Source organism: Mycoplasma sp. 3341, from assembly GCF_051549855.1.
Lineage (GTDB): Bacteria > Bacillota_I > Bacilli_A > Mycoplasmatales > Metamycoplasmataceae > Metamycoplasma.
This window is the reverse complement of the sequence record NZ_CP196080.1, coordinates 1-13,319: the sequence shown is the minus strand read 5'-3', so window position 1 is coordinate 13,319 and position 13,319 is coordinate 1. Positions and strand designations below refer to the sequence as shown.

The following is a 13,319-nucleotide window of genomic DNA, read 5'->3' as shown; positions in this document are numbered from 1 at the left end:
AGTCAACTCATTATTTACCTCTTCTTCTTCTTACCCGTGGGTCAATTGCTTCGTAAAGCATGTCACGGAAAGCATATGAAAGAATAGTTAATAGGGCAAACATAGCAATTAAGAAAAGAATAACGTTATAGTCTTTTGATTGAATTGCTTGTAGTAGAGTTGCTCCTGAACCAGCGATGAAGAAAATTTGTTCAATGAAGATACTTCCAATGAATGATCCAAAGATAACAGCAGGGAAGAAAGTGGCAATTGGGAAAAGTGAAGGTTTTAATGCATGTTTTCACACAAAACGGTTTTTCGATAAACCTTTTAAGTAAGCAAACTTAGCATGCACTGAATTTAGCTCACGGTTTAATTCGGTTCTTATATATTTAATGTAAACAATAATACTTCCAAGCGATAAAGCTAAACCAGGAAGAATGTAAGTTGCGAAGTTTTGTTCTTCAAAAATGTAAGGAAGATTAACTAGACGACCAATGAATAGTAACACTAGCGCAAAAACAATCGAAGGCACTGAACTGAAGATTGAAACAAAGAAGGTTGAAACGTTATCAACAATTTTTCCTGGGTTTTTTCCTACTCAGATTCCTAGTGGAATTCCGATTCCAACAGTTAGTAAGACTGAGAAAATTCCAACTAAGAATGATTTATAGAAACGAGATCAAATAAATGAGTTAATGTTTTGACCTGGGAAAAGAGATAATGAGATACCGAAATCTCCGTGGAATAGATTTTTTAGATAACTTAAGTATCTTAATCCTAGTGGTTGATCTAAACCGTATTTTTTCTCAATTGCTTGTCTTGATGCTTCATCTAGACCACTTGTTAATGAGTTAGAACCTGGGACTAAGTTAATTAAAAAGAAAGTAATGGTAATAACAATAAACGCAATAATGATAAATTCAAGAGCGATTTTTAGAACTTTTCAAAGTGCACGAAGAACAGGAGAATCGATAGCAGACATTTTTTGCATAAATGTCATTTTTCTGTTTCTCTGACTACCAAAATGCACTTTATTATCATTGAGCTGGTAGATTTTGTTATCGAATAAAACTTTTTCTTTTGCCATTATTATGTTCCTCTCTGTCTTGGTAGTCCTGGTCTTGGTGGTTTGGTTACATCATAAGCGTATTGCAAGTTGAATGTATATAGGCTTGAAGTTCCACCAACTTTTGTAATTTCTCAGTTGGTGTCAACTTCCATTAGTGGTACAACTGGGCTGGCATCACGCACAACTTTTTCTAATAAAGCAATAAATTGGAAAATGTTTGCTTCACTATCTCAGTATTGTTCTCTTTCTTCTTTTGTAAAGTTTCCTGAGAAGAAAGCACTTAGTCTAGCAGTGTAATCCACTAATGATTCACCTTCTCTTTGGTAAGCTAAATCAATAAATTTAGCTCAGTAGTCGGGTTGTGACTCAGTTGCATTTTTCAAGTGTTCATCAATCATAAGTCTTTCTTCAAGACTTTTTTCATCTGGATAGTTAGGATCTTTTTGTTTTGTAAAATCAATAATTTGATTGATTGTGTAAGTATGTTTTACATAAAGATTGAATAAACGATTTATTCTTGAAGCTTTAATGTTGTCATTTGTTGTTCAGTGGTATTCTAAAGCGTTTTTTACCACTGTGTCAGTTCATAGGTTTTCATCTTTTGATTCTGCTTTAAGAGCAAGTGATTTAGCAATAACTTGTGCATATTTTTGCACAAAATCACTTTGTTTAGCAGTGCTATCTGCATTTTGGAACTTGTCAGCAGCAACATCATTTGTTTCTTCTAAAACTTTGTTGATATAAGGCAGTACTGCTTTTTCTTTAGTTAAATCACTTTGCCCTGAATTTTGCAATGCTTGTAAAACATAGTCCGATAAGTAATCAGCGTATGTAAATGAACCAACTGGGTTGTTCTTAAATCCAATGTTTTTCTGTGAAAGTGAGTCAATTTCGTCAGTTTTAAAGAAAGCAACTACATAGTCAGACGCACCACTACCACCAATACGGTCATAGTTTTGGTAAATGATGTCATATTTTCCTTCTTCAATTCAAGAAGCATATGTGTTTTCTGGTAACGATTTGTTTTCAATCACAATAAATCCATCTGACATAACTTTTAATGCTTCTTTTAGATATTGACCGGCTTTTTTATGTTCATCTGTTGAATTATTTATGTAACGTAGTGATATTGATTTTAAGCCAGGGTGTTTTGCTTTGAATCTATTTAAGTAATATTTAGCAATATCTTGACTGTAAGCTAGGTCACGACGATCAGTTTTTTCAAAATTGTATGATTTTGACTGGTGTACAAAGAAATCATAGTTTTGAATTGGTAATTTCACATTGTTTCTTGTCAATGTGTCTTGATCATTGAAATATAACTCAATGTTTTTACCATCTGCTGCTTTATATTGTCCAAAAGCAGTTCAAGTAATAACTGGGAAACTAAAGTCTCAACCAACTGATTTAAGAATGGCTTCACGATCTACTGCATAGTAAATTGCATTTCTTAAATCTTGATCTTGAATATAACTTTGCGCATTTGTTTCATTATCTAGATTAAATCCAAATGCAATTGTTCCATATCCGGAGTTTTTGTTTAGATATTGTTTATAAACTGGATCAGATCAGTAATTATTAATTTTGTTTGCTGGAATGTATGCTTGTGAAACATAACCATCTTCAAACAATGTTGAGTTAATTGTTTTATCAGTTGAGAAATAAATCTTAATTTTGTTTGAAATTACATTATCTGCATCAAAGTAGTCTTTATTTTTAGTTAGGATTAAGTATCCTTGAGGCCCTAAAACAACATCACCATCTTTGATGATAAAAGGCCCTGAAGTTAAGAATTTTGAAGGTTCTGAACCATAATTATCAATTCCTCCAGCTTCCATTTCGACATATTTACGATTGATTGGATAAAGTTTGTCTAAAACTCGTGAAAGAAGGAAAGCTAAACTTGGTGTTTTGTTTTCATCAAAAACAATAGTGAATGCATTTTCATCGTTTGAAAGAGTGGCAATATCAGCAGTTATGGAACCATTTGCTGAATCTACAGTAAATGATTGATAAGGATTCAAGAATTCGTTTTTGATTAATTTTACTTTGTAGGTCTTACCATTTTTCAAAATTGTAAAGTCTTGAATGTCACTGTTAATTGAAAATGCTTTGTTTTCTGTTAGTGACAATGATTTGGCAACTTCTTCATTAGTGTAATCTCTAAAGATTTGCCCTGTGTAGAAACCAATGTTTTTTGCAGCTTTTTTGATTTTTTCAACGTATTCTTGGTCACCAGGAACTTGTGAGCTTCAAGCTTCTTCTGAGGCATCTTCAATGTATTCTTTTTTATCGTTAGTTGATCAAGGTGCTTCAATATATTTACGGTAACCAAAAGGATTTTTATAGTTTCTTCCGAATTTCAGTGCGTATTCTTTTTGAATTGCGATAAATTCATCAACACCTTTTAGACCAATTTTTTCAATGTTGTTTAGTTTTTGCGAACCTGTGTTTAGATCCAAAATGTATTCTAAGTAAGCACGAATATCGGCTGCAGTAACGAAATCTCCATTGCTTCATCTATTTTTTTGATCATTAACAAACCCTGTTACAGCCATGTAATTATTTGGGTTACGAGGGTTTCTGAAAGCATAAAGTGATGCAAGTCTAGTAGGATCTGCTCCTAAAGAAGGACGTCCGGTTCCTCCTAGAATTTGGAAATCATGAATTCCATAGTATGAACCACTAACTTCACCATATCCATTTTTTTCTTTCAATTTGTCTTTTGATATGTTGAAAAAGTCATCAAAATTTGATGAATCTTTTAGTTTTGAAGTATCAACCATTGACATATAGAAGTTATTTGTTTGAATGATTGATTTTAAGTTAGTTGTTGGCCCATTTTTAAGGAATGCATCAACTAGTGAAGGTAAAATTTTGTCCATTGATTTATAACGAACATAGTTTAGGTTATTGATTGGTTCAGCAGTCAGACCCAAGTCATAACTTAACTTTATTTCTTCGTTTGAACCACAAGAAACCGCAATAGCTGGTACTAATGCAATACTTGCGAGTGGCAGAGTGGACAGTAATTTTAACAAGTTATTTTTTTTCACTGTTCCTCCTATCCTGTTATGTTGAATTGATAGTCAATATCAATAATTACTTGGTTAATGTCGCCATTTGCGTTGGCTGCGTTATTAATTAATTTAACTGGTGCTTGCTCAACAGCTTTTCCGTTTTCTGACATAAAGTCAAATCCAGTCATGTTAAATCCTGGCAATGTTTCTTTGTTTTCGTTAGCAAAGTTTACATAGTATTTGTGTTTTGGTTCTAACAATGTGTTTCTATATTTAGCCATTAGAGCATAGTCACTTAGTCATGAAGTGTATCCATATTTATCTTCAAGGGTTTGTTTTGAAGTAATGTCACCTTGTTTTTCTAAATAGAATAAGTTATTAGTTTTAGCAATATTTACTGGTAGGTATAGCTTTTTACCACTATCAACATCAGTAAATTCTAGATATTTGATTTTTTCAGCTTGTTCTTTTTTAACAAAACCATACATTGAGATAGCATCAAGTTTTTTATTTCTGAAAATTCCAGCAACAGTTCTTTCACCAACTCCAAAGTTTTTCATTTGTGAAACAAAGAATGCTTCAGGACGGTTTGTGATTTTGTTTCCATTTCAATCCTTGATACGAATAGTATCGTCTTGGATAGCATTTAGATTATCATCGTAAAGCTCAGCACCAATAGTTTCTTTTTGTCAACGATCTTTGAAATATCCATTACTCTTAGTAATAAATTGTCCAAAGTATGAAGACCTAGGCACTTGGTCCGTATTAATATCACTTGCTTGAATTGAATTTTTATTCATTTCTTCAGTTAATGCAACAAGTTCCTCTTGTCTTTCTTTCGAGATTTTTAATAATTCTTCAGCAAGAGCAAGTTGTTTCTTTTGAATATCCGCTTTTTCTTTGGCACTTAGAGTTTCACTATTGTCATTTAATTGCTGACTTAGTTTTTTGTATTCACTTTGTTTTTCTTTTAGATAGCTATATTTTTGATAGATAGCTTGATCTTTTTCTAGACGATCAACACGCGCTTTATATGATGACGCAAGTGCAACTGAATTAGCAATAGAATCAATATCGATTAGTGTTGAATTAATGTAATTTAGTTGTGTACCATCAACAACGTAGTCAAGTCCGGTTGTAGCTTCGTTTACATTGCTCAAATATTTAGGTAAGTTACCAAAGTTTTGAGTTGAAGGAATGTATGTAGTTTGCACATAATCACGTGTTAATGTTTCTGGTAAGTTGTAAACATAGTCAGTGAATTTATCTTGAATTTGTGATTCGGTTCTTGTTGCTGCATAGTCAATAACATCTGATGAAGGTTCACCATCTGACAATATTCCATAGTAGATATCTACGTAATATGAACGAATTCCGTAGTTTTGGAAATATAAGATATTACCCATAAACATCGATAAGTCATGAGCATCAAAGTTGTGCTCTAGAGTTTTTAAAAGGGTTTCTTTTTGTTCATCATCATTTGCTCTTCGATTAGCAATCGATTCCATTTGTTTCTTAACTGCATCAATAATTTGATCATATGAATAAGCAAGGCTGTTTTTGTCCTTTGCTTTTTGTTCAGCAACAAGTTGCGGATCTTCATAGTAATTAGCAAATATTGGGCTTAAAACATCAATTCCATAGTCTTTTGAAAGAAAGGCAGCATTTTTGTCTAAGCTTTCAACGACACTAAAGTTTTTAACCCCTAGGAATAGCCCTGAATGTCTGAAACGATACATCATTTCATTAGCTAGAGATTGTTCTGACTCAGTTATTTGATTTAATTTTTCATTGTCTTTTTCGTTTTCTAACAAGTATTCTTTGAAGCTATCTAAGTCAAATTTTGATTTTACATAATCAATGTCTCAGTTTCATGTTACTTTAGAATCGTTGATTGATTTAGTTGCCTTTGAGTAATCGATTGAACCGAAACTCATCAAGTCATACATTGACATGAATACTGGTGTAGGTTGTAATGAGTCACCTACTTTTACTTTTAATCATTTTGCGTTTTTGCTATTGATGAAGTTTACAAGTTTATATTTTTCTACTTGCATTGCATAACCAGTAGTTTTTATTGCAATACCGATAACTTCTCTTCCTTGTTCATCAAAAAGAGCATCTCTAAGTGCTCCGAACGAAGGAGTAGAAACTAATTCAGGAACTAATTTATTATCTTCAGTTTGAGTTGCTCTTACTAGCGCAAACTTGTTTTTTGCTAAGTCTTGTGGATCAGTGCTTCCACTAGATAAAACTCCTAAATAATCTAAAAATCCGAATCTAAAGTCAGACATTAACTTCCCATAGGCAGCTGGAGCTCTAAATCTTTGAAGTGCTGATTGTATGCTCTGTGTGAAACCGTCATTAGATGAATAAATGTTTTTTAAGAAAGCAGCATCTTTAGCATATGGAAATACAAATTCATCATATTTTTTACCTGATTTTGTGAATCCTAGTACTTTCGCAAAGTTAGAATTATCAATTTGTGTATATGCTTTCTTACCTAACTGCACTTCTTGCAATAGTGTGTTGTAAGTTAGTCACAAGTCATAACCTAAGTTAGCTTGATTTCCTACTAAATTGAAACGAGTATATTCACCACGGTTTGGTTGTTGTGGGTCATTTATAAACAATTGGTTGTTGTTTGAAGAAGTGAAATCAGCAGCACTTGAATTTCTTTTAATTAGTGATTCTTCAACATCTGTAGAGATTCCTGATTCAGCAACACTTCTTGTTGAAACGTTAGCACTTCCACCTAAAAATGTTCCGGCATTATTTCATCCACTGTCATTAAATTGAGTGATTACTAAGTTGTTAATACTTGAGTTAATTAATTGTTCTTGAGTTCTTAGATAATTAATATCCGAAGCTGAAAGTGGAGTGTTTAATGTTACATTGAAAATTGGCTGATTGTCTTTTGTTTTTAAGTTAACTTTGGCAATAACCGTTTGACCATCTTGGTTGGTTGCCCATTCAAAAACTCTTACGTTGATTTCACCATCTGGTTGAACTGTTGAGAATTGTGATAATGGTGTGTTTTGTCCATCGGTAAAGTTACTTAAAACTTCTTGTGCGGTAGCAGGAACGAATTTGTAAGTTGCTAATTCACCAGCTCCTGCAGTCGCATTATTTTTTTCAGTTTTTGTAAATACTTTAGCATTATTAATTCCACTTAAAGCACTGCTAATGAATGGGTTTAGAGTTCCAGAATTTTCATCAAATGAGTTAGCAAAGAATAAATCTCTTAGCCCCACTCCTCTTAGCTTAGCGGCCTCAACGATTCCATCTCAGTCTTGCAAGAAACGGCGTTCTTTATTTGCAACAATTTCTGATGTTGAAGCACTTGTTGAACTTTTTCCTCAAATTAAGTCTTTTGTTTCGGTAATTCATTCACCCTTGTTGTTAATAAATTTGTATCTTACGAAATTCCCATTTTCAGTTGGGATTCCATTAGCATCTACACGGTCGAAATCTAAGTTAGTTCTAGCTTCTAAGTAATTTCTCAGCGCTTTTGCTGAATAGAATGAGCTATCTGTAGCTCCTCCACGAGTTGAAATTCCTCCAACTAGAACTGCATTGTTTGAATCATCAATAGCTTGAGTTCTTTCTAATGTTAAGTGGTGTCCATATTCGTGGGTTCCAACGTATTTTAAGAAGTCAGTTGAGATACCTTCAAAATCATCTAAAACTGCTTGCATTAGTAATGGTAATCCTACCCGATCAGAATCTTTAAATCCATAGAATTCTCCATTTTCTAGAGTATATTCATAGTAACCTTTGTCATTTAGATGTTTTGCAATGTGAGGTCCTGTTTGTTTATAAAGAATTTCAGGGAATTTACGAACAATTTTATCTAAAAGTCCTGGGTAAGCTTCAATGTAAACTTGATATTTACGTCTTTCTAATTCTGGTAGTAAATTTCCTTTTTCATCAGTGGCACTAACATCAAGTGGAGTCATTCCAGTAATTAGTGGGTTAATTGATCCAACATATCCCAATGAATCTTTTAGTGAGGTAAATAAGTCAAGCTGTGCTTCATTTCCTTTGTTTGCAATATCTGTTGAAAATGAGCTTACACTGTTTAGAAGATTTGTGTCACTATCTTGGGTTGTATTTCTAGCTTGTGAATTATTTTTTGAAGAATTTAAAATTGATTGAATATCACTTCAATTTTTATCGCTGTCACCTTTAATTAAACTACCCAAGATATCATTTACTTTGTCAACTCATGCTACAGAAGAATTTTCTTGGCTAGCAAGTTGGTCTTTTTCAGCTTGTGCATCTTCAAAAGTGATTTTTAGATTTCATTTATCGTTTTCATTAACAACGTCTAATGATTTTATTGTTGCACTAATAAGTTTGAAATTTTGGCTTCTTGCTATTTTTGAGTTTAATGCTGATAGTTTTGAACCAAAGAATTGTTTTTGGCTTCCATCTTCACTGCTAATTAAATAAACTTTTTGATTTGCGTAATTTTGCACATCATAGAAGTCAAGGAACCCTTTGATATCTTCTTGCCAAGCTGATGATAGAGATAATTCACTTCTATTTTGTGTTAAGGTTTTTTTGTCTTTTACCAGAGCAGTGTCTACTACATTACCATCTTTGTCTTCAAATCTTACTCATAATATTTCATGACTACCTGCTGAAGTTTGTTTTGTTCCAGGAGCAAAACCTTTCAGGGTCATTAATTTATAATCACTCAAACTTGTATTTCAGTCTTTGTATTGTGAAAGTGTTCCGTTTTGTAGATTAGCAAACTCTTCCTGAGTAATATTTTTTGGAAGAATAATAGTTTTTAGATCTTCATTAACAACTAAAACAGAAGGGTCTTCGCTATATTGTAAGTTCTCTTTGTCTAAGACTAAAAATTGCTGCCCAATAAGCGCACTTGGATAGATGATAGCGTTAAAAGGTTTGACTGCTTTGCCATTAAATCCTTGAAGTTGTGTGTTTTGCAGTACTGTTGCTAAAGGAATATTCTTTAAGAATGTATCAATTGTTGCTTTGTCTTTATTGTCTTCGAATACTGAGAAAGTTAATGAGTCACTTGCATTTCCTTGTCCCCCAGCTGATGAGAACATAGGCATTGAACCAAAGAATGCATCTGGGAAGAATTTAATTTCACTTTCTTCCTTGTGAAGAGTTGAGTGTGATCCTAAAGTGATTGAGTTACCGTTTTGTTCAACTCCTGGCACGATTCTAAAACTATCTAAAGTCATTAAATCTGGTCCTCAAGCGACATTAGTGATAAATCATTTGGTAAATTCTAAGAATTGTTTCGGTTTAACTGCTAGAACATATTCATCGTAGAAGTGAAATGATCCATAAGTTACTTTGAAAATAAATGATTCTTGATAACGTTTGTAGTATTCTGAGTAGAATTGTTCAAACGTTAATTTTGTGTTTTTGTCTTCATTGAAGTAGAAAAATACATTTCCATCAGCATCTTCCACATAGCCAGCAACATCTTTGTCTTTTAGCGGGTTAGTAATTGCAATTTCAGGACTTAATTCATTGTTAGCATACATCTTGCTAAAGTCGTTGCTAAACTTATCTTTTTCAGTTGGAGAAATTTTCCCTCTAACTTCGTCCGAGTTTTTAGCAAAGGCAATCATAGTACCAATAACAGCACCGGATGCTGCTGCGATTGCTCCTAGAGTGATTGCTACTTTAACACTTAATTTTAATGCCATAAAAATCCCTTTCTGTTGACACTCACAACACATTCTGGTGTGTTATTGAGTGAAAATTTTGTATATATGAAATATATAAAAAAATAAATATACTTAATAAGTATAACATATAAAGAGGTTTTTTGTGTTGTTAACAGTTGAACTGTTCATTACAAAGGGGGCATTTTTGTGCATAAAAGTTTGTTAACTATTGATAAAATTAAGGTGATTAACCACTCACTAAGGAGATAAAATGCAAGTTAAATTTAAAGGAAACAATGTAACTTTAGAAGCTTCACAATTAAAAGTTGGAGACAGCTTTCCAGAATTTGTTGCAACAAATCTAGATCTTTCAGACTTTAGTTCAGCCGATCTAAAAGGACAAAAGCGTCTAATTTTTTCAATCCCTTCAATTGACACAGGTGTTTGTGAAATGGAAACAACAAGATTCATGAATGAATTTAAATCGAAACCTAATCCAGTTGTTGTTATTTCAATGGATTTACCTTTCGCTTTGAATCGTTGATGTGCAGCAAAAAATAATGAAAAAGTTGTAACAGTAAGTGATTTTAAATATCGTGACTTTAGTAAAAAAACAGGAACAAGAATTGCTGAATTAGGACTTTTAACAAGAGCAGTGTTTGTAGTTGACGAAAATGACAAAGTTGTTCATGTTGAATATTGTCAAGAAGTTGCTTCAGAACCTAACTATGAAGAAGTAATGAAATTCTTTTAGACTGAAAAAGTACTCAAAATAAGCACTTTTTTCAACAAATAAGCAGCCCGTAAAAGGCTGCTTTTGTTTTAATTATTCTTGTTTTTCAACGATTTTATAAATTTCATCATCAATTCAAACGATATCACCAACATAGACTTTTTGTCCACGACTTGTTACTTTTTCACCATTGACAGTTACTTCGTGTGTAGCGATGAAATATCTTGCTCTTCCACCTGTTTCAATGATGCGCATTTTTTTTAATAGTTGCGAAATTTTAATTTCTTTACCTGTTATTTCAATTAGCATTATGAACTGTGTCCTTTCTGTGGTGTAAGTAATTGTACAATATTTTTATTTTCTTGACTAGTTACAACTATTCTCTGATTATTTTGTGCGAATAAGATATTTAATTGTCCTTCAAAAACATTGATGGCATCAGTCAAGTAACGATTAATTACAAGAATATCAAGTTTTTCTTCTCCATATTTGAAATCAGTAGTTTTAATTTCTGCTTTACCAACTTCACTTGTTTGACTTGAAACGCTTAATACACCATTAGCAATGGTAAGCCTAATTTTGTTGTTTTTTTCACTATTTAATAATTTTGCTTTCGTCAAAAGACTGCTTAAATTTTTCTTATCGATTACTAAAACGCTGTCAAAAGTTTTGGGAATAACCTTTGAAGTATCTTTATATTGAAGACGTGAAATGCTTGATTGAATGATTGTTCCATCATAAGTAAGACTGATTTTTGACTCGTCAACATTAAAATCAACTTCGCCCTTAATTTCGAAATTCAAGATATCTCTTAAGTTTTTAGGTAATATCAAGAATGAAAATTCAACATCTTTATCAAATGGAATTGACATTTTTGCTAGTCTAAAACTATTAGTTGCAGTGGCTATTAAAGCTCCATTTTTTGCTTCAATGTTAATCATATTCAAAACTATTTGATTTGTCACATTGTTAAAATCTGTTGCAAAAGCGACATTTTTGTAAATTGATTTTAAATCTTCAATATTCAAGCTTACATTGTTTCCGATTTGTCTGAAATCCATTTCTGGATATTCAAATGGATCCATTAGGCTGATTTCAAATTTGTCGTTTTCGGTTTTTACCAATAAATTTTGTCCGCTTTTCTTAAGTTCAATAATACCATCTAAGTTTTTTACTATGTTTCTAAATAAAATTAAAGGAACCAAAATTTTTCCGGCTTCAATTACCTGACATGTTTCCATGTCATAATGTTCAATTTCTTTACCTGTCGAAAGAATAGTATGTTTGATTGCCAATTGTTCACTTGAGACAATGAATGTAACTTTTGAGTCGATCGCTTCAATCAAAATTCCTTTCAGCGAAGCTAGATATGTGTTTCCGTCGTAAATTTTAGCCGCTCTTTCTAAGGCTTTATCTAGTTGAGTTTTTGAAATTTTTATATACATCTTGATCTCCTATTTCAACTTGCGAATATTATCATCAATTTTTTTTAGTGCTGTTTTTAAAGCATTGTTTGTTTTAGCTTCTGCTTCAATGCTTTCAACACTTGCCATTACACTTGAGTGTGCTTGAGCAAAAATGTCTCCAATTTCCTGGAATGTTTTATCTAGGTTAGTACGAATCACAAACATTGCAATCCGGCGTGCTTGCACAATTGGCTTAAGTCTTGTTTTGCCAAGAATATCCTTTTTGTTGATATTGTAATATTTACCAACAGTTTCTATAATTTTTTCTGGTGTTATTGAATCTATGTCAGCTTCAGTGTTTTGGAATACTGTGCGTTTTAGATAAGTTAATGTTGGTCTAAAATCAGTATCATTCTTTTTGAAAAGCGCTATTTTATTGATTGCTCCTAAAATTGCCCGTACTGATGAAGAAAAATTCCGCACAAAAAAGCTATAACACTCTTCATCGAAAATGTTTGGATCGATATCAGCTTGTTTGAATTGAAATCTAAACATTTCTTCAACATCATTATTATTAAAACGGTTAATTTGCAAAACTAATCCTGCTGAAAAACGAGTAATAAAACGATCTTCAAATCCACCCAGTTCACGTGGTTCTTTGTCAGCAGTTACAATAATTTGTTTCTTTTTGGCAATATGGTTGTTGAAAATGTTAAAAAGTACACTCTGCGTTGAGTCTCTACTTCCATATTCTTGCACATCATCAAACATTAAACAATCATATTGTCCTAAACTTTCAATTAATTTAGCAATAGCTTGTTGATTTTTATTTTGCAAATTTAAAACTATGTCACGAGTAAAAAGCTCAGGAGTAATGTAAAAACAACTTTTACCCTTTTTTTCTAACTCATTAGCGATAGCATGCAACAAGTGGGTTTTTCCAAATCCTGATGCTGAATAGAAAAATACTGGAGTATAAGTAGCCTCTTCTCCATCGTTAATTATTACTTTTGCTCCCATTAATGCTGACTTGTTAAATTCTAATTGCGCATATTTATCCAGTGTTAATGATGATGAAATTCTGTAAGACTTTGCTACACGTGAACTAGGTTTTTGGCGAGCACTGCTTTGAATATTTTTAGGCAAATCATTGATATCAGTTATATAAATTACGTGCTTGTTTTCATTAAAAACATCTTTGATTACCCGAAACACATAAGCTTTAACATTTTCATCTTCAGTCAGTTTTAAATTATTCTTGTTAGTTAACAAGAAAACTCTATCATCATACTCTGCAACTAACTTTAGTTCACTCAAAAATGTGTCATAAAGAATTTGGTCAGTATTAGAAGAAAGAAAATCTTCTTGAATTAGGGTGTTTTTGCTTTCTAAGTCGAATTCTTTTGAAGTAAATTCATTGTGATTTGAAGTCATAAAAAAAATTATAAATAA

7 protein-coding genes are annotated in these 13,319 nt (G+C 32.3%); 1 reads left to right on the top strand and 6 read right to left on the bottom strand.

Annotation, left to right across the window (positions count from 1 at the left end):
* Positions 1 to 10 precede the first annotated feature (10 nt).
* The 3 genes from ACSH40_RS00035 to ACSH40_RS00025 are packed head-to-tail and all read right to left on the bottom strand — an operon-like array spanning position 11 to position 9,767.
* Complete coding sequence (locus ACSH40_RS00035) at positions 11 to 1,069, bottom strand: ABC transporter permease (protein ID WP_438341528.1); 1,059 nt, start codon at positions 1,067 to 1,069, stop codon at positions 11 to 13.
* A 2-nt stretch (positions 1,070 to 1,071) separates the two neighbouring features.
* Entirely contained in the window at positions 1,072 to 4,107 is a 3,036-nt protein-coding gene (locus ACSH40_RS00030; RefSeq protein ID WP_438341527.1) for an ABC transporter substrate-binding protein, read from the bottom strand.
* A gap of 8 nt (positions 4,108 to 4,115) precedes the next feature.
* Positions 4,116 to 9,767: a PDxFFG protein gene (locus ACSH40_RS00025; protein WP_438341526.1), complete on the bottom strand. Its 5,652-nt coding sequence runs from the start codon at positions 9,765 to 9,767 to the stop codon at positions 4,116 to 4,118.
* A 232-nt stretch (positions 9,768 to 9,999) separates the two neighbouring features.
* On the opposite strand from ACSH40_RS00025, the gene tpx reads away from it, so the two are divergent.
* Positions 10,000 to 10,482, top strand: a complete 483-nt coding sequence (gene tpx, locus ACSH40_RS00020; RefSeq protein ID WP_438341525.1) for a thiol peroxidase — start codon at positions 10,000 to 10,002, stop codon at positions 10,480 to 10,482.
* A gap of 72 nt (positions 10,483 to 10,554) precedes the next feature.
* On the opposite strand, the gene ACSH40_RS00015 is transcribed toward tpx, so the two are convergent.
* From ACSH40_RS00015 to ACSH40_RS00005, 3 genes are read right to left on the bottom strand one after another with little or no spacing between them, the layout of a single operon-like run.
* Positions 10,555 to 10,770, bottom strand: a complete 216-nt coding sequence (locus ACSH40_RS00015; protein WP_438341524.1) for an RNA-binding S4 domain-containing protein — start codon at positions 10,768 to 10,770, stop codon at positions 10,555 to 10,557.
* Positions 10,770 to 11,906 (bottom strand): DNA polymerase III subunit beta, encoded by a 1,137-nt coding sequence (dnaN, locus tag ACSH40_RS00010; RefSeq protein ID WP_438341523.1) that lies wholly within the window; start codon positions 11,904 to 11,906, stop codon positions 10,770 to 10,772. The genes ACSH40_RS00015 and dnaN overlap by 1 nt, the downstream gene beginning before the upstream one ends.
* Positions 11,907 to 11,915: 9 nt before the next feature.
* Positions 11,916 to 13,301, bottom strand: coding sequence for a DnaA ATPase domain-containing protein (locus tag ACSH40_RS00005; RefSeq protein ID WP_438341522.1), 1,386 nt, complete (start codon positions 13,299 to 13,301; stop codon positions 11,916 to 11,918).
* Positions 13,302 to 13,319: the final 18 nt, after the last annotated feature.